This window comes from Sphingomonas sp. MMS24-J45 (assembly GCF_044881195.1).
In the GTDB taxonomy this organism is placed as follows: Bacteria; Pseudomonadota; Alphaproteobacteria; order Sphingomonadales; family Sphingomonadaceae; genus Sphingomonas.
Genome location: NZ_CP173255.1, coordinates 2,626,699 through 2,643,108 on the forward strand (window position 1 = coordinate 2,626,699; position 16,410 = coordinate 2,643,108).

Here is a 16,410-nt window from a genome sequence, read left to right on the forward strand (position 1 = left end):
CCGGCCGACCGGCGTCACGTTTCTTATGGCTGGACAAGCTGTTAGAGCGTCCGCCGTGAAGCTGTTCCATCCCATCATCGCCGGTGCGCATTTGCCCGATCGGCTGGTCGCGTGCGTCGGTGCCCTGGCCTGTATTGCGCTCACCATTCTGCTGTGCAGCGCGCTGGGGATCGTGCCCGCCGCGCTCCCGATCATCGTCGCGCCGATCGGGGCATCGGCAGTGCTAGTCTTCGCCGTCCCCGCCAGTCCGCTTGCCCAGCCCTGGCCGGTGATCGGCGGCAACATCGTGTCTGCGCTGGTCGGCGTCGTCGTGGTGCAGCATGTCGTAAACCCCGCCTTGGCCGCCGGACTGGCGGTTGGCGGTGCGATCCTGGTGATGTCGCTGCTGCGTTGCCTGCATCCGCCGGGCGGTGCCGCCGCCTTGACCGCTGTGATCGGCGGCAGCGCCGTCCACGCTGCCGGGTGGAGCTTCGCCTTCGTGCCCGTTGGCCTCAATTCGCTTGCGCTGGTCGCGCTCGGCATCCTGTTCCACCGCACGACCCGGCATTCTTACCCGCATCGGCCGGCGCAAATGCCGCTGCCGGATCCGAGTGGGCTGCACCTCGCCGATATCGACGCCGCGCTGGACGATATGCACGAAAGCTTCGATATCAGCCGCGCCGATCTCGATGCGTTATTAACCCGGGCCGAGGTCCACGCGCTGGCGCGGCGCGGTCGTTAGAAGCGCAGTTCGTCGTACACCTTCGAGACGTCGCCGCCCCATTCGCCGTGATATTTGTCGAGCAGGATTTGCGCGGGGACTTTCCCCGAGCGGACGATCTCGCGCAGCGGATCGAGGAAGCCGGTTTCGTTGCTGCCGCTCGCATCCTGGCGGTTGCGGGCGGTCAGGCCAGCGCTGGCGATGTCGACTACCTCGCTCGCGATGTGGCGCAGCGTCCGCCCGCCTGCGATCGGCGCGTCGAGCCCCAGCTTCGGCACCGACGATCGCAGCGCCTCGCGCTCCTCCATCGTCCAGCCCTTGACCACGTCCCACGCCGCGTCGAGCGCGCCTTGGTCGTACAGCAGCCCGACCCATAAAGCGGGCAGCGCGCAGATCCGGCCCCATGGCCCGCCATCGGCCCCGCGCATTTCGAGGAAGGTCTTCAGCCGCACCTCGGGGAAGGCGGTCGACAGATGGTCGTTCCAATCGTCGAGCGTCGGCTTTTCGCCCGGCAGGACGGACAGCTCGCCCTTCAGGAAATCGCGGAACGACAGGCCGGCGGCGTCGATATATTTGCCGTCGCGATAAACGAAGTACATCGGCACATCGAGCGCATAGTCGGCGTACCGCTCATATCCGAAGCCATCCTCGAACACGAAGGGCAGCATCCCCGTCCGCGCCGGATCGGTGTCGGACCAGATATGGCTGCGGTACGACAGCATCCCGTTGGGCTTGCCCTCGGTGAACGGCGAATTGGCGAACAGCGCGGTCGCGAGCGGTTGCAGCGCCAGCCCGACGCGGAACTTCTGTGCCATATCGGCTTCTGATTGGTAATCCAGATTAACCTGAATGGTACAGGTGCGCAGCATCATGTCGAGCCCCATCGTCCCGACGCGCGGCATGTGGCGCAGCATGATCGCGTATCGGCCCTTGGGCATGATCGGCAACTCGGCCCGCGTCTTGTCGGGCCACATGCCAAGACCGAGGAAGCCGATGCCGAAGCGATCGCCGATCGTCTTGACCTGTTGCAAATGGCGGCCGGTCTCGGCGCAGGTCTGGTGCAGGTTTTCCAGCGGCGCGCCCGACAACTCAAATTGTCCGGCCGGTTCCAGGCTGATCGAGCCGTCGGGCCCGGTCATCGCGATGACGTTTCCGCCCTCGGTCACCGGCGTCCAGCCGAATTCGGTCAGCGCGTCGAGCAGATCGCGAATGCCGCCCTGCTCGGTGTAGCTCGGCGCGTGATGGTCGCTGTCGGCATAGACGAACTTCTCGTGCTCGGTGCCGATCCGCCAGCGCTCGGGCGGCTTCTCCCCGCGCGCGAAACTGGCGACGAGCTGATCGTGCGATTCGATCAGCGGGGATGTCTTGATGGTGTCCGGGCGCGTGGTCATCCGCGCGCTTTAGCGCTGCACGCGGTCGCCCGCCAGCGCGTTTCGGTTTGCTACCAATCGCCCCCCTGTCAACCGCCCTCTTGCCAATCGCCCTTCGCCGCCATCCACACCGCGACCGCCGCCGCCGCCGCCGTATCGGCCCGCAGGATGCGCGGTCCGAGCGCAATGCCGACCGCCCCCGGCACTGCGCGAATCGTGGCGCGTTCGTCCGCGTCGAATCCGCCCTCCGGCCCGATCAGGATCGCCGCCGATGTCCCGCCACCGCGCATTGCCTCCAGCGCAGGCTCGCCGCCGGTCTCGTCGGCAAAGAACAAAGTCCGCCCCGCCGGCCAGTCGCGCAGCAAGGCGGTCAGCTTCACCGGCTCGTCCAATTCGGGCACGGCGGTGCGCCCGCATTGCTCGGCGGCCTCGATCATGTGCGCGCGCAGCCGCTCGCCGTTGAGCCGATCGACCACCGTCCGTCGCGTCAGCACCGGCACCAGCCGCGCGACGCCCAGCTCGCACGCTTTCTCCGCGACCCAGTCGATCCGCCCCTTCTTGATCGGCGCGGCGCACAGCCACAAATCGGGCACCGTTTCGACCCCCCGTAGTTGCTCGGTCACGTCGAGCATCAGGTCGCGCTTCCCCACACTGGCCGCGACGCCGAGCCATTCGCCCGATTGGCCGTCGAACAGCTTGACCGGATCGCCCGCCTTCATCCGCATGACCTGCACCAGATAATGCGCCTGCGGTCCCTCGATCCTGAATGGGCCGACGGCGAGCGGCGCCTCGACGAACAGGCGCGGGGTCGATTGCGGGGGCCAGGCGGGGGTTGCGGGCATAGCGGGGCTGTAGGGCAGGGGCGGGCGGCCTGGCAAATGCCGCAAAACTTACCGCCGCCGCAAAACTCGCCGCACCACCGCCACGACGACCGCCACCGCCACAACCGCCAGCAACGCCCAGCCCGCCATCATCCCGACGCCGCGCGCCAGCGCCCATAGCAGCGCCTCGAAAAAGCGTCCGATCGCGACGGAGAGATGAACCACGCTGTCCGCCTTTGCTGACTGATGCCCCCACGTCCGGCACTCCGCTATCGACGCCGCGTGCCGTGTTGTCGAGGCGCGCGTGTCGGAAGGACTGTCTCCCGCCCGCGCGCTGGTGCATGGAGCGGAACTATGACCGCGACCGATCTCACCCCCGATACGCAACATAGCGGCTTCATCCGCTTACTCCCGGCCGCCGCCCGCCCGTTCGCCTTGCTCGCGCGGCTCGACCGGCCGATCGGGTGGTGGCTGCTGTTCTGGCCCGGTGCGTGGGGCGTGGCGCTGGCGGGCGGCGCGATCACGCGCTTCGATCTGATTCTGTGGCTGCTGCTCGGCAGCATCGCGATGCGCGGCGCGGGGTGCGTCTATAACGACATCGTCGACCGCGATCTCGACCGCAAAGTCGCCCGCACCGCCGCGCGCCCCCTTGCGAGTGGGGCGGTGTCCCTGAAAGCCGCCTGGGCATGGCTCGTGTTCCTTTGCCTGCTCGGGCTCGTCGTGCTGCTGCAACTGCACGTCTATGCCGCCGTCGTGGCGCTGCTCAGCCTCGCGCCGGTCGCGGCCTATCCGTTCATGAAACGCATCACCTGGTGGCCGCAGATCTGGCTTGGCCTCGTTTTCTCCTGGGCGGCGCTGGTCGGGTGGTTCGAAGTAACCAGCGTAATGCAGTCTTGGGGCGTGACGAACATCGGAGTCATCTTATTCGGCGCCCCCGGCCTGCTGCTCTACGCCGGGTCGATTTGCTGGGTGGTCGGCTACGACACGATCTACGCACTGCAGGATCGCGAGGACGATGCGCTGATCGGCGTGCGCTCCTCCGCGCTCCGCATGGGCAGCCGCGTGCGGTTGGGCGTGGGCCTGTTTTACGCAGGCGCGCTGGCGTTGTGGGCGGGCGCGATCTGGGTGCTGCGGCCCGACTGGCTGGCGTTGGTCGCGCTGCTGCCGGTCGCGCTCCATTTCGCTTGGCAAGTCACGACGCTCGATCCTGCCGACGGGGCTGGCGCGCTGCACCGCTTCCGCGCGAACCGTTTCGCTGGGCTGCTGGTGTTCTTGGCCTGCGCCGTCGTCGGCACGCCCTGGCCTTACTAAATCCTCTGCGCTTCCCCGGCGAAGGCCGGGGCCCAGTCGCGCGCCGCCGATCGTTGGGCGCTGCTCTGCGTCACCGAAACCTTCCTGACTGGGCCCCGGCCTTCGCCGGGGAAGCGAGAGATGGTCTAGCAACTCCCGGTCTCTCGTCCTAAGTCCACACCATGCTGAACCCCGATCAAGCCCGTGAGCGCGCCGCCGATATCGTTTCTCGCGCTACGGCGGCCGGTGCCGATGCCGCCGACGCGGTCTATGCCGCCGACATGTCGCTCGATATCTCGGTGCGCCTCGGCGCGCTCGAGGATGTCGGCCGCTCGGAAAGCGCCGAGCTCGGCTTGCGCGTCTTCCTCGGCAAGCGATCGGCGAGCGTCTCCACCTCCGATCTTTCCGACGATGCGCTGACCGCCTTGGTCGATCGCGCCGTCGCGATGGCGCGCGAAGCACCCGAGGATGAATGGGCCGGTCTCGCCCCCGCCGATCGCCTGATGCACGGCGCGCCGCCCTTGCTCGATCTCGACGATCTGGCGAATGGCGGAGACGGCGCCTCGCCCGAAGCGCTGCGCGATGCCGCGCTGGAGGCGGAGGATGCCGCGCGCGCCGTTCCGGGCGTCACCAACAGCGAAGGCGGATCGGCCAGCGCGTCGCGTTCGATCTGGGCGCTCGCCACCAGCCACGGTTTTGCCGCCGCTTATGCCGCTACCGGATACGGTCTGTCCGCCAGCGTGCTCGCGGGCGAGGGCGGGGCGATGGTGCGCGATTACGCCTATAGCTCGACCCGCCACCGCAAGGCGCTCACGCCTGCCGCCGCGATCGGGCGCGAGGCCGGCGAGCGCGTCGTCGCGCGCGTCAACCCCGGTCGGCTCGCCAGCGGGCCTATGACGGTGGTGTACGATCCGCGCGTCGGCTCCAGCCTGCTCGGCCATCTGATCGGCGCGATTTCGGGCGCGGCGATCACGCGCAAGACCAGCTTCCTGCTCGATGCGCTCGGCACGCAAGTGTTCGCGCGCGGCGTCACCGTACTCGACGATCCGCACCGCCCGCATGGCCTGCGCTCGCGCCCGTTCGATGGCGAAGGGCTGCCGGTGTCGCCCAGCACGATCATCGCCGACGGGATGCTGGAGGAATGGCTGCTCGACAGCGCCTCGGCACGGCAATTGGGGCTGGAGCCGACCGGCCATGCCGCGCGCGGCGTCGGCGGCGGGCCGGGCGTGTCGACCAGCAACCTGTACATGGCGGCGGGCAAGGTTCCGGTCGCGACGCTGATCGCGGACATTGCCGACGGCGTCTATGTCACCGAACTGATCGGCATGGGCGTCAACGGCGTTACCGGCGACTACAGCCGGGGCGCGGCGGGTTTCCGCATCGAAAATGGCGAGATTACCAGCCCGGTCGCCGAATTCACGATCGCCGGCAATTTGAAGGACATGTACCGCCAACTCACGCCCGCCAACGACCTGGAATTCCGCTTCGGCACCAACGTGCCGACGCTGCGGATCGAGGGGATGACGGTGGCGAGTGGCTGACGCGGGGCTTGCCCGTGCGGTCGCGGCGGTCGCTGCCGAGGCGGGCGCGCTCGCGCTGTCGCACTGGCGTACCGATTTCCACCGCTGGGAAAAAAGCCCCGGCGATCCGGTCAGCCAGGTCGATCTCGACGTCAACACGCTGATCCGCGAACGACTCTCGGCGCTGCTCCCCGATGCCGGCTGGCTGTCCGAGGAAACCGTCGATACCGCCGATCGCCTGACGCGCGATCGGGTGTGGGTGGTCGATCCGATCGATGGCACGCGCGATTTCATTCGCGGGCGCGATGGCTGGGCGATCTCGATCGCGCTGGCCGAGGCGGGCCGCGTCACGATCGGCGTGCTCGATGCGCCGGCGCGGGGCGAAATCTGGTCCGCTGCGCTGGGGCAGGGGGCTTTGCGCAACGGTGCGCCGGTGCAGGTCGGCACACGACGCGAGCTGCCCGGTGCGCGCGTGCCGATCGACGCCTTGCCCAAGGACAGCGATCTGGTCGCCGTCGCCAAGCCCAATTCGATCGCCTTGCGCATCGCGATGGTCGCGGCGGACCAGGCGGACCTGGTCGCCACGCTGCGCTGGGGCAGCGAATGGGACATCGCTGCCGCCGCGCTGATCGCGGCCGAAGCTGGCGCGACCGTGACCGATGCGCACGGCGTTCAGCTTAGCTTCAACACAGCGAGCGCCCAGGCGTTCGGCGTACTGGCCACAACGCCCGCGATCCACGCCGCCGCCGTCGCGCGGCTGGCGGAGCGGGCCAAGGCGCTGTCCGCCCGATGAGCATGTGCCCAGGAGCAACTCTATGACCAAGACCCTGTCTCGCTTCTCGATCGTCGCGATCGCCGCGTCGTTGTTGGCGCCCGTGGCGCTGGCCGCCGCGCCGAAGCCTGCGCCGAAGAAAGCCGCGCCAAAGCTTGTGCTGGTGACGGTCAAGCAGATGACGGTCGCGGTCGATCCGGCGGGCGATGAGAAAGCGAATGCCGACAAGATCGCGGCGTTTCAGCAGGCCGCGCTCGGCATCTTTTCTTGCGCGGACGTTGCTGGCGTCGCGAAGAATGTCGGGGCTGAGGTTGCCGATGCCGCAGCGGTTCCCATCACCGCGCTGCCCCCCGCGCTCCGCGATACCGTCCGTACGATGAAGCTCGGCACCGCAACGCAGATGTTCGGCGATCGCAGCGAGGGGAAGGTCCGCGTGCTGGTGCTGTGCGCACGGGCGGTGGAGAAGTAGAACCCAACCGCCGCCGCTGTGCTCCTGCGCAGGCAGGAGCCCTGGGTTAAGGAAGGTGGCGCTTGGGGCCAGGGCTCCTGCCTGCGCAGGAGCACAACCCCGTTTAGGCCCAAGCCCCCCTAGACCCCGCGCTCATCCCGATACTTGATCTCCAGAAACCGCCCGCGCGTCGCCAGCGAATCGAGATCGCCCTGCGCGATATGTTCGGACATCTCGCCGATTTCCTCGTCGATCAGGCGCAGGCTCTCGGCTAGCTGCGCGTCGGGGCTCTTGCCGTTGCGCGCGACGCTCCGCAGCTGCGGCGGCACCTTGGCGTAATCGCGCAGCAATTCGGGCAGTTGCTCGCCGACCAATTTGCGCAGCTCGACCGCCGCAGGCTGTTGTTCGTCCAGTGATGCAAGCTGCGGTGCCAGCATGTCGAGCCGCACGCCGATGCCATCGACCAGCGTCTGCGCCGGGGCGGGGAGCGCCTTGCGCTGCGAATCGAGCCAAGCGCCGGTGCGCGAGGGCAGCAGTTTGAGCGGCACCGCGGGAAGCTGCTCGGCGCGAACCGTCGGAGTGAAATTGCCCAACAGAGCGAACAGCGTCACCAGGATCAGCAACGCGCCCACCAGCAGCGCACCGCCCATGCCAAGCGGAATGAACCAGCCGATCAGGATCGCCGCAACAACGATCGCCAGATCCGCGCCTGCTGCGACCGCAAACCGCTTCGCCACCGACGTCCCGCGCCGCCGCTGCGCCACAATCGCGCGCCGCTCGGCGCGGGTGCGGTCGAGCAATTCGCCGGCGCGGGCAATCTGGCGATCGACATCGGTCACGGCGTCACTCCGCCTCCAGCTTGAAGCCTTCGGTCGGGCCCGAAAGCTGGTTCTGTGCCGCCCCTTCGGCCCGCGCGATATAGCCCTTCGATTTCTCGACCTCGGTGGACAGCGTGCCGACCGTCGCCTTCATCGACACCAACGCCTTGGCCTTGAACGAATTGATCGCGTCCATGGTGTCGTAGATGTTCTGGAACGCGCGCTGCAGCGTCTCGACCGGGATCGTCGCGGCGGCGGCTTGCTCGTGGATTGTCGCAGTCTGTGATTTCAGCAGCTTGCCCGTCGCATCGATGATGTTCGCGGTGGTGGTGTTGAGCGCGGTGATCTGGTCGAGCACCAGCTTCTGGTTGGCGAGCGCCTGGGCGACCGTCACCGCGGTGCGCAAAGCGCTGACGGTGGTGGTCGAGGCACGATCGACGCCCTTCACCAGCTCGACATTGTTCTTCTTGACGAGGTCGAGCGCGAGATAGCCCTGCACCGTCACCGCCATTTGCGTCAGCAAATCCTGCGTGCGCTGACGGACGTAGAACAGCGCGCTCTCGCGGACCGCTTTGGCCTTGGCGGGGTCGGTGTGGTCGAGCTCGTTGGCCTTGTCCTCCAGCCGCTGATCCATTTCCTTGGACAGGACGATCATCTGTTCGAGCCGCCCCATCGCGGTCCACAGATTGGCGCGCTCGGTGTCGATCGCGGCATTGTCCATCAGCAGCTCGTCCTTGCCGCGCGCGAGCGTCTTCAGGATCGCGGCGATGTGCGACTGCGAGGAACGATACTTGTCGAAATAGGTGTTGAGCCCGCCGCCAAACAATTTGCTCAACATCCCGCGACCCGAGATTAGCTTGCCGTTGACGCTGGGATCGAGCTTCTCGATCGTACGGCGCAATTCGGTCAGGTCGGCGCCGACGCCGCTTTCGCCGTCCATCGCCTTCACCGGGCGATCGAGGAAGCGGTTCGATTGGTCGGCGGCGGCGCGGATTTCCTTCTGCCCCATCGCCGCAATGGCATCGACGCGCTTGCCGAATTCGGGCGAGTTCACGTCCTGCGCGATCAGGTCGTCGACGAAATCCGCGACCTTGGTCTGCAACTTGGTGCGCACCTCATCCTCGATCGGCACCAGACCGACCGCCTTCTCCGGCTTCACCACAGGCACGGGCGTGGGCGGGGTCAGCACCAGATCTGTTTCGGTCTCTGCAGCGGTCGCCATGTCGTCCCTCCGGCCAATATCGCCCTTAGATGAAGCGGATCGCGGTCCGGTTCAAGTGTGTCATCATAGTAATACGCATGCCGTCACGCAACTTTCACCGAAACGACGCGAACCCGACGCACACGGTCGATACCGCACCGCAACAACTTCACCACACCAAAGGGGTTTGTGTAATGCGTCGTCCGTTTTCGCTCGTTCTCGTCGGCACGCTGCTTGGCTGCTGCTCCACCGCGGCACTGGCCCAATCGGCCGTGCAGCCGACCGAGCCCGACGCCAGCGGCCCGGACATCGTCGTCACCGCACAGAAGCGCGAACAGAAAATTCAGGACGTGCCGATCACGGTGACCGCGGTCACCGGCGCGAAAATGCAGGAATTGGGCGTCAACTCGCTCGCCGAGGTCGCCCTCTACATCCCGGGCCTGCGCATTCAGGAGCAGAGCGCTAACAACCCGGGCTTCGTCATCCGCGGCATCACCTCGGACAGCGGATCGTCGCAGCAGGGCGCGCGCGTTTCGCTCTATTACAACGGCATCGATATCTCGCGCACGCGCGGTGCGTATCAGGATCTCTACGATCTGGAGCGCATCGAAGTGGTGAAGGGCCCGCAGGCGACGCTGTTCGGCACCGCCTCCGCGGTCGGCGCGGTCAACCTCATCTCGGCCCAGCCGCGCGCCGGCACCTCGGGCGAACTCGTCGGTTCCTACGGTAATTATAACCGCGGCCAGGTTTCGGGCTTTATCAACGTCGGCAACGACACGCTCGCCGGGCGTCTGGCGTTCGCGTACAAATATCACGACGGCTTCGTCCGCAACATTGCGGGCGATCCCAATGTCCCCAATCAGAACCAGGGCAAGATCGATCAGGACGATCTGAACGGGCAGGATCAGCGCGGCATTCGCGGCTCGCTGCGTTGGGCACCGACCGATGCGCTCACCGCAAGCCTGGTTTTGACCTATGACGGACAGCGTAACCCCGGCACCGCCTTCCGCTCCCGGGCGCTGGCCCCGACGGGCGGCAATGGCGGCGACTATAGCTATGCGGAACTGTCGGGCTCGCCGTTCAGCGCGGCGGTGCTGGGCGATGCCAAGCTCGGCCTGAAGCGCGACGTGTATGATGCCAACCTGACCGTGACGGCTCAGCTTGCGCCCGGCGTCAGCTTCACCACCGTCAACGGTTATCGCAAGTTCAACAGCAACGAAGTGTTCGATGCCGATGGCGGCCCGGCCTGGTATCTCGAATTCGCCGAGGATGCGCGCGGCGACCAGTGGAGCCACGAAGGCCGCTTCAACTTTACCGGCCCGAAATATCGCGCCTCGTTCGGCTGGAACGCGTTCTTCGAAAACAATCTGCAGCGCGTGCCCTTCTCGACCGAGGAAGGCACGTACCTTGGTTGCTCAGTGACGCCGACCTTCGCGCCGATCCGCGCTGCACTGGCGGCAGCCGGCGTATCGGGCTGCGTCGCGGCCAATGGCACGGTGACCGCCGCAAAGGCGACGGCGGTGCTGACCGGCGGGGCGGCGACGCAAATCCCGTATCAGTCGGTGTTCACCAATTATGGTACTAACGACACCTATTCGGTCTTCGCCGATGGCACCTTCATCCCCACGCCGCGCCTCGAAATCACCGCCGGTGCGCGCCTGCTGATCGAGCAGCGCAAGTCGGGCTATAGCTCGGTCCAGCCCAATTCGACGATCCTCGCGGCACTCGGCATCCGCTCCAGCCTGCTCGGCACGGCCAACACCAACGGCCAGATCTTCACCGCGCAGAAGAGCTTCACTGCGATCCTGCCGCGCGCGAACGTGCTGTACCGCGTGACCGACAGCGTCAACGTCTATGCGACGGTCAGCAAGGGCCGCCGCTCGCCGGTGGTGCAGCTTGCCGCCGCGAATGTCGGCGGGGTCGTCGTGCCGAACCTGCAAGTCGTGCCCGATGAAGTGGTGTGGAACTATGAAGCTGGCATCAAGGGCAAGGTCGGGCCGTTCACCGGCTCGCTCGGCGTGTTCTATCAGACCTACAATGGCTTCCAGGTGTCGGTCACCAATAACGGCGTGACGACCACGCAAAGCGCCGGCAAGGCGCGCAACCCGGGCGTCGAGTTCGAGGGCAACCTGAAGCTCGGACGGTTCGTGAATGTGTTCGGCAATTTCGCCTATGTCGATGGCAAGATCGAGAAGAACGCCGCCACCGGTGCCTTCTCCGGCGCGCAATTCCGGCTCCAGCCGAAGTACAGCGCCTCGGGCGGCGTCACGCTGCGCGCACCGGTCGGCAGCATGACGCTCTACGCCACGCCCTCGGCCACCTATCAAAGCAAGGTGTTCTTCGAACTCCCGAACAACCCTGCGATCAGCCAGGGCGGCTACACGCTCGTCAACGTCCGCGCGGGCGTCGAACTGGCCGGTGGCAAGTACCGGATCGGCGGATTCGCGCGCAACGCGCTCGACAAAAAGTATCTGATCGACGCGGGTAACACTGGCGGCGGCTTCGGCATCCCCAGCTACATTCGCGGTGAGCCGCGTGTGTACGGGATCGAAATCGGCGGTAAATTCTAACGCCGACGGGCGGGCGGCGCGATCCGGCGCGCCCGCCCGCTTCTTCCCGCACCTTGTTGCCGTGCAACATTTGCGCTAGGGGCGCGCGCTACATCTCAAGCTAAAGCACCGGACACCCTTATGAGCCTCCGCAATGTGGCCATCATCGCACACGTCGATCATGGCAAGACCACTCTCGTCGATCAGCTGTTCCGTCAGTCCGGCACCTTCCGCGACAATCAGCGGATCGAAGAGCGCGCGATGGACTCGAACGATCTCGAAAAAGAGCGGGGCATCACCATTCTCGCCAAGCCGACCTCGGTCGACTGGACCCCGCCGGGTGGCGGCGAGAGCATCCGCATCAACATCGTCGACACGCCCGGCCACGCCGATTTCGGTGGCGAAGTCGAGCGCATCCTGTCGATGGTCGACGGCGTCGTCCTGCTGGTCGATTCGTCGGAAGGCGCGATGCCGCAGACCAAGTTCGTCACCGGCAAGGCATTGGCGTTGGGCCTGAAGCCGATCGTCGTCGTCAACAAGGTCGACCGCAACGACGCGCGCATCCAGGAAGTGCTGGACGAAGTCTTCGACCTGTTCGTGTCGTTGGACGCGAATGACGAGCAGCTCGATTTCCCCGTGCTCTACGCATCGGGCCGCAACGGCTATGCCTCGACCGACATGAACGCGCGCGAAGGCACGCTGATCCCGATGTTCGAAACGATCGTCAGCCACGTGCCGCCCCCCGCGGTGGAAGTGGCGGGCGTGCCCTTCACCTTCCTCGTCACGCTGCTCGATCGCGATCCGTTCCTCGGCCGCATCCTCACCGGCCGCGTCAATTCGGGCGTGGTCAAGGTCAACCAGCCGATCCATGCGCTCAACAACGAGGGCAAGATCATCGAGACCGGTCGTGCGTCGAAGATCATGTCGTTCCGCGGCCTCGACCGCGTACCTGTTGATGAAGCGAAGGCGGGCGACATCATCAGCCTTGCCGGTCTTTCGGTGGCGACCGTGGCCGACACCATCGCCGACGTCACCGTGACCGAGCCGCTGCATGCGCAGCCGATCGATCCGCCGACGCTGTCGATGCGCTTTGCGGTGAACGATTCGCCGATGGCGGGTCGCGAGGGCACCAAGGTGACCAGCCGCATGATCCGCGAGCGCCTGTTCCGCGAAGCCGAATCGAACGTCGCCGTGAAGGTGACCGAAGCGGCCGACCGTGACAGCTTCGAAGTCGCAGGTCGCGGCGAGCTTCAGCTCGGCGTGCTCATCGAAACGATGCGCCGCGAAGGCTTCGAACTCGGCATCAGCCGCCCGCGCGTGCTGTTCGGCGAAGACGAAGACGGCAACAAGACCGAGCCGTACGAGACCGTCATCATCGACGTGGACGACGAATATTCGGGCACGGTCGTCGAGAAGATGAACCTGCGCAAGGCCGAGATGACCGACATGCGTCCCTCGGTCGGCGGCAAGACGCGCATCACCTTCTCCGCGCCCAGCCGCGGCATGATCGGTTACCATGGCGAGTTCCTGTCGGACACGCGCGGCACGGGCATCATGAACCGGCTGTTCGAGAAGTACGGCCCGCACAAGGGTGTCATCGAAGGCCGCAAGAACGGCGTGCTCATCTCGAACGGTGCGGGCGAAGCCAACAGCTACGCGCTAGGCCCGCTCGAGGAGCGCGGCATCCTGTTCGTTGGGCATGGTGAGGCGCTGTATGAGGGCATGATCGTCGGCGAAAATGCCAAGACCGACGATCTCGAAGTCAATCCGATGAAGACCAAGGCGCTGACCAACTTCCGCGCGAGCGGCGGCAAGGACGACCAGGTGCGCCTGTCGCCGCCGAAGCGCGCGACGCTCGAACAGGCGATCGCGTACATCGACGATGACGAGATGGTCGAAGTGACGCCGAAGTCGATCCGCCTGCGCAAGCGCTACCTCGATTCGAACGAGCGCAAGCGCCAGAGCCGCGCCAAGCAGTCGTAAGCGGCGGCGCAAGGAACAGGGAAGGGGCCGGACGTGTGAGCGTCCGGCCCCTTTCTTATGTACGCCTTTCGCAGTTGATCGCAGGCGGATCGCCGATACAAACCAGGCATGGCGTACGAAACCGCGAAGTTCATACACATCATCGGCATCATCATGTTGCTGGGCAACGTGACCGCGACCGCGATCTGGAAATTCTTCGCCGATCGCAGTCAGGATGCGAAGATCGTCGCTTTCGGGCAACGCCTCGTCACGCTGACCGACTGGAGCCTCACCGTCTGGGGCGCCGCGCTGACGATGATCGGCGGGTACGGCGCTGCGATCATCGCGCAGATGGATCTCGTTGGCGAACGTTGGCTCTTTTGGGGGCAGGTCCTTTTCATCGCCACTGGTGTCCTGTGGCTCGGGATCCTCGTGCCCTTGCAAATCCGCCTGGCGCGCCTGGCCAAGGGATTTCAGGCAGGTGGGGACATCCCCGCGACCTATTGGCGCGCCAGCCGCTGGTGGTTCATCGTCGGCCTAGCCATCACCGTGCCGCTGGTCGCCGCCGCCTGGGTAATGGTGGTCAAACCCAACGGGTTTTAGAGCGGCGGGGTGCCGGCGCGCAGGATTGCGTCCCACTCCGCCTCCCGCACCGGCGATACGCTGAGCCGCGACTGGCGCAGCAGTTCCATCCCGGCGAGCGCGGGGTCGGCCTTGATCGCGGCCAGCGTCACCGGCCGTTCCAGTGCGCCGAGCGGGGCGATCTCGACCGAGACCCAGCGTGCCTCGTCGCCATCCTGCTGCGCCGTGCGCGTAACCTCGACCGTGCCGACGATCTCCTTGGGCTTGCCGCTGTGATAGAAGAAGGCCCGGTCGCCTACCTGCATCGCTTTCAAGTGCAGCGCGGCGGCGGCATTGCGCACGCCGGTCCATTCGGTCCGCCCTTCGGCCAGCAGATCGTGCCAGCCATACGTCTCGGGCTCCGACTTCAACAACCAGAAGGCCATGACAAACTCCTTTCGCTGAACGCCGGTTAAACGCTACGTTCCGCACCCATTCAGGGCGACTCGGCTAACCGATGCAACAGGCTAACCCATTGGTGCGTTCTTTGGCGATGCACGCAGGGCTGCTGGAACGAGGAGGTTTTGCAATGAACGGTTTCATGAAGAAGATCGGTCTCGCGGTAGCGCTCGGCGCGACCGCGCTAACGGCGGCGGCCCCGGCCGAGGCACAGCGCTGGCGCGGTGGCTGGGGCGGCGGATATCGCCACTATGACCGCGACAATGGCGGCACCGCAATCGTCGCCGGCATCGCCGGGCTCGCCATCGGCGCGGCAATCGCGTCGAACCGTAACGATCGCTATCGCGACGATTATTATCGGGCGCGCGGCTTCGATCCCTATTATGACGATCGCTACTACCGCACGCACAATTATTACCCGGCGGATGGCTATTACGCCTATCGCTCGCGCGGCTATTACGACCGCTGCTATGTCGAGCGGCGCTACGATCGCTATTATGATGAGTTCGTCCGGGTGCGGGTCTGCAACTGATCTGCCCATGCAGGTGGCGCGGGACGGCGCGGGGAGTGATCCCCGCGCCGTTTTCGCATCTGGCATTGCGGCTCGATTTGCGTCATGAGCCGCGATCATGAGCGACACAGATCTCCCGCCCGACCGGCTTTCGTCCAACCCGCGCAGCCCGCATTATGACGAGGCGCTGCTCGCACGCGGCATCGGCATCCGCTTCAAGGGCCAGCAGCGCACCGACGTCGAGGAATATAGCCGGTCCGAGGGCTGGATTCGCGTCGCGCTGGGTAAGAAGGTCGATCGCCACGGCAACCCGCTGACGCTGAAGCTGTCGGGCGAGGTTGAGGCGTGGTTCGAAAACCCTGCACCGGGCGGCGCCGCGCCCGAGGGCGAGAGCACCCCGGAATAACGCCGACGACCCAAGGTCTTGCCGCGCGCACTCGTCCGGTGTATTGCCATCATGCAACACCGGCCCGGTCGGGCGACGGTAGGACAGGGGGTCTCGACATGGCTGATCGTTTCTTCGCGCGCACGGCTGGCGCGCTGCTTATCGCGCTCGCCGCTCCGATTGCCGTCTCCGCTCCGGCGATGGCGCAGACCGTCCCGGCACCCGCCGCCTCGCTGAAGCTTTTCGCCGATAGCACGATGGTGACGCGTGACCGGATCAGCGTCGAGATCGTCGGCAAGGGGCCGGATCTGGTGCTGATCCCCGGCCTCGCCTCCTCACGCGACACGTGGCGCAGCACGGCAGAGCGGTTGCGCGGCAAGTACCGCCTGCACCTTGTCCAGGTCGCCGGTTTCGCCGGGGAGCCTGCCCGCGGCAATGCGACCGGCGCGGTGTTTGATCCCGTGCTCGCCGACATCGACTCGTACATCGCCACGCTGCCGAAGCCGCCGGTGGTGATGGGCCACAGCCTGGGCGGCACACTCGGCCTCGCGCTGGCCCAGCGGCACCCCGAACATCTCTCCAAGCTGCTGATCGTCGATGCCTTGCCCTTTTTCGGCGTCGTGATGGGCGGCCCGACCGCGACCGCGGATTCGCTGCGCCCGATGGTGACGCGCATGACCGGCGGCCCGGTCGCCCCGATGTCGGACGCCCAAACCCGCGCCATGATGGCGTCGATGGCAACCGCCCCCACCGATGTCGACCGTGTGGTCGCCTGGAGCAAGGCGAGTGACCCGTCCGTCGTCGTGCGCGCGATGGGGGATGATATGCTCGCCGATCTTCGCCCCGGCCTCGCCGCGGTGAAGACACCGGTCACGGTACTGTACGAAACCCCGCTCGCGCGGATGATGACCAGCGATTACGCACCACTGCCCAACAAGACTTTGGTCGAAGTGCCGGGATCGAAACACTTCATCATGTTCGATCAGCCCGCCAAATTCGATGCCGAGGTCGACGCGTTCCTGAACCGGTAACGCCGACCCCGG

17 protein-coding genes are annotated in these 16,410 nt (G+C 66.2%); 11 read left to right on the forward strand and 6 right to left on the reverse strand.

The genetic code is table 11. The features are described from left to right. Nucleotides 1-55: 55 nt before the first annotated feature. A complete protein-coding gene (locus AB5I39_RS12750) occupies nucleotides 56-721 on the forward strand; it encodes an HPP family protein (protein WP_404367408.1) in 666 nt (221 codons plus the stop codon). Here the strand turns inward: AB5I39_RS12750 and AB5I39_RS12755 are convergent. The 3 genes from AB5I39_RS12755 to AB5I39_RS12765 all read right to left on the reverse strand — a co-directional run bounded on the left by AB5I39_RS12755 (nucleotide 718) and on the right by AB5I39_RS12765 (nucleotide 3,116). After that, entirely contained in the window at nucleotides 718-2,091 is a 1,374-nt protein-coding gene (locus AB5I39_RS12755; protein ID WP_404367410.1) for a glutamate--cysteine ligase, read from the reverse strand. The genes AB5I39_RS12750 and AB5I39_RS12755 overlap by 4 nt on opposite strands. Before the next feature lie 68 nt (nucleotides 2,092-2,159). Continuing rightward, a complete protein-coding gene (locus tag AB5I39_RS12760) occupies nucleotides 2,160-2,912 on the reverse strand; it encodes a 16S rRNA (uracil(1498)-N(3))-methyltransferase (RefSeq protein ID WP_404367413.1) in 753 nt (250 codons plus the stop codon). A gap of 48 nt (nucleotides 2,913-2,960) precedes the next feature. Then, entirely contained in the window at nucleotides 2,961-3,116 is a 156-nt protein-coding gene (locus AB5I39_RS12765; protein WP_404367416.1) for a hypothetical protein, read from the reverse strand. Between the two features lie 129 nt (nucleotides 3,117-3,245). Here AB5I39_RS12765 and ubiA point away from each other — a divergent pair, with 129 nt between their 5' ends. The 4 genes from ubiA to AB5I39_RS12785 all read left to right on the forward strand — a co-directional run bounded on the left by ubiA (nucleotide 3,246) and on the right by AB5I39_RS12785 (nucleotide 6,942). Then, nucleotides 3,246-4,202 (forward strand): 4-hydroxybenzoate octaprenyltransferase, encoded by a 957-nt coding sequence (ubiA, locus tag AB5I39_RS12770; protein WP_404367418.1) that lies wholly within the window; start codon nucleotides 3,246-3,248, stop codon nucleotides 4,200-4,202. 161 nt (nucleotides 4,203-4,363) lie between these two features. Beyond that, on the forward strand, nucleotides 4,364-5,722 hold the full coding sequence (locus tag AB5I39_RS12775) for a TldD/PmbA family protein (protein WP_404367421.1): 1,359 nt from the start codon (nucleotides 4,364-4,366) through the stop codon (nucleotides 5,720-5,722). Continuing rightward, nucleotides 5,715-6,494 carry a 3'(2'),5'-bisphosphate nucleotidase CysQ gene (locus tag AB5I39_RS12780; protein ID WP_404367425.1) on the forward strand — a complete coding sequence of 260 codons (780 nt, stop codon included), beginning with the start codon at nucleotides 5,715-5,717 and terminating at the stop codon, nucleotides 6,492-6,494. The genes AB5I39_RS12775 and AB5I39_RS12780 overlap by 8 nt, the downstream gene beginning before the upstream one ends. A 22-nt stretch (nucleotides 6,495-6,516) precedes the next feature. After that, complete coding sequence (locus AB5I39_RS12785; protein ID WP_404367428.1) at nucleotides 6,517-6,942, forward strand: hypothetical protein; 426 nt, start codon at nucleotides 6,517-6,519, stop codon at nucleotides 6,940-6,942. Between the two features lie 119 nt (nucleotides 6,943-7,061). On the opposite strand, the gene AB5I39_RS12790 is transcribed toward AB5I39_RS12785, so the two are convergent. Then, nucleotides 7,062-7,760, reverse strand: a complete 699-nt coding sequence (locus tag AB5I39_RS12790) for a hypothetical protein (protein ID WP_404367431.1) — start codon at nucleotides 7,758-7,760, stop codon at nucleotides 7,062-7,064. A 4-nt stretch (nucleotides 7,761-7,764) separates the two neighbouring features. Next, nucleotides 7,765-8,961 (reverse strand): toxic anion resistance protein, encoded by a 1,197-nt coding sequence (locus tag AB5I39_RS12795; protein ID WP_404367434.1) that lies wholly within the window; start codon nucleotides 8,959-8,961, stop codon nucleotides 7,765-7,767. 173 nt (nucleotides 8,962-9,134) lie between these two features. Here AB5I39_RS12795 and AB5I39_RS12800 point away from each other — a divergent pair, with 173 nt between their 5' ends. From AB5I39_RS12800 to AB5I39_RS12810, 3 genes are all read left to right on the forward strand, one after another. Next, nucleotides 9,135-11,510, forward strand: coding sequence for a TonB-dependent receptor (locus AB5I39_RS12800; protein WP_404367437.1), 2,376 nt, complete (start codon nucleotides 9,135-9,137; stop codon nucleotides 11,508-11,510). Between the two features lie 120 nt (nucleotides 11,511-11,630). Then, entirely contained in the window at nucleotides 11,631-13,472 is a 1,842-nt protein-coding gene (typA, locus tag AB5I39_RS12805; protein WP_404367439.1) for a translational GTPase TypA, read from the forward strand. 108 nt (nucleotides 13,473-13,580) lie between these two features. Beyond that, the gene (locus AB5I39_RS12810) at nucleotides 13,581-14,054 is read left to right on the forward strand and encodes a DUF2269 family protein (protein WP_404367441.1); all 474 of its coding nucleotides are present in this window, start codon (nucleotides 13,581-13,583) and stop codon (nucleotides 14,052-14,054) included. Here AB5I39_RS12810 and AB5I39_RS12815 read toward each other — a convergent pair. Next, entirely contained in the window at nucleotides 14,051-14,458 is a 408-nt protein-coding gene (locus AB5I39_RS12815; RefSeq protein ID WP_404367443.1) for an EVE domain-containing protein, read from the reverse strand. The two genes, AB5I39_RS12810 and AB5I39_RS12815, sit on opposite strands and share 4 nt — an antisense overlap. A 143-nt stretch (nucleotides 14,459-14,601) precedes the next feature. Between AB5I39_RS12815 and AB5I39_RS12820 the strand changes: the two genes are divergently transcribed. From AB5I39_RS12820 to AB5I39_RS12830, 3 genes are all read left to right on the forward strand, one after another. After that, the gene (locus AB5I39_RS12820) at nucleotides 14,602-15,003 is read left to right on the forward strand and encodes a hypothetical protein (RefSeq protein ID WP_404367446.1); all 402 of its coding nucleotides are present in this window, start codon (nucleotides 14,602-14,604) and stop codon (nucleotides 15,001-15,003) included. A gap of 97 nt (nucleotides 15,004-15,100) precedes the next feature. After that, nucleotides 15,101-15,388, forward strand: coding sequence for a DUF3297 family protein (locus AB5I39_RS12825; protein WP_404367449.1), 288 nt, complete (start codon nucleotides 15,101-15,103; stop codon nucleotides 15,386-15,388). 98 nt (nucleotides 15,389-15,486) lie between these two features. Next, nucleotides 15,487-16,398, forward strand: a complete 912-nt coding sequence (locus tag AB5I39_RS12830; protein WP_404367452.1) for an alpha/beta fold hydrolase — start codon at nucleotides 15,487-15,489, stop codon at nucleotides 16,396-16,398. Nucleotides 16,399-16,410: the final 12 nt, after the last annotated feature.

Excerpts from the sequence above, each read along its gene's own strand:
- typA (WP_404367439.1), top strand. The coding sequence starts at position 11,631 with ATGAGCCTCCGCAATGTGGCCATCATCGCACACGTCGATCATGGCAAG.
- AB5I39_RS12785 (WP_404367428.1), top strand. The coding sequence starts at position 6,517 with ATGACCAAGACCCTGTCTCGCTTCTCGATCGTCGCGATCGCCGCGTCG.
- AB5I39_RS12830 (WP_404367452.1), top strand. The coding sequence starts at position 15,487 with ATGGCTGATCGTTTCTTCGCGCGCACGGCTGGCGCGCTGCTTATCGCG.
- AB5I39_RS12795 (WP_404367434.1), bottom strand. The coding sequence starts at position 8,961 with ATGGCGACCGCTGCAGAGACCGAAACAGATCTGGTGCTGACCCCGCCC.
- AB5I39_RS12820 (WP_404367446.1), top strand. The coding sequence starts at position 14,602 with ATGAACGGTTTCATGAAGAAGATCGGTCTCGCGGTAGCGCTCGGCGCG.
- AB5I39_RS12760 (WP_404367413.1), bottom strand. The coding sequence starts at position 2,912 with ATGCCCGCAACCCCCGCCTGGCCCCCGCAATCGACCCCGCGCCTGTTC.
- AB5I39_RS12775 (WP_404367421.1), top strand. The coding sequence starts at position 4,364 with ATGCTGAACCCCGATCAAGCCCGTGAGCGCGCCGCCGATATCGTTTCT.
- AB5I39_RS12810 (WP_404367441.1), top strand. The coding sequence starts at position 13,581 with ATGGCGTACGAAACCGCGAAGTTCATACACATCATCGGCATCATCATG.
- AB5I39_RS12815 (WP_404367443.1), bottom strand. The coding sequence starts at position 14,458 with ATGGCCTTCTGGTTGTTGAAGTCGGAGCCCGAGACGTATGGCTGGCAC.
- ubiA (WP_404367418.1), top strand. The coding sequence starts at position 3,246 with ATGACCGCGACCGATCTCACCCCCGATACGCAACATAGCGGCTTCATC.
- AB5I39_RS12800 (WP_404367437.1), top strand. The coding sequence starts at position 9,135 with ATGCGTCGTCCGTTTTCGCTCGTTCTCGTCGGCACGCTGCTTGGCTGC.
- AB5I39_RS12825 (WP_404367449.1), top strand. The coding sequence starts at position 15,101 with ATGAGCGACACAGATCTCCCGCCCGACCGGCTTTCGTCCAACCCGCGC.
- AB5I39_RS12755 (WP_404367410.1), bottom strand. The coding sequence starts at position 2,091 with ATGACCACGCGCCCGGACACCATCAAGACATCCCCGCTGATCGAATCG.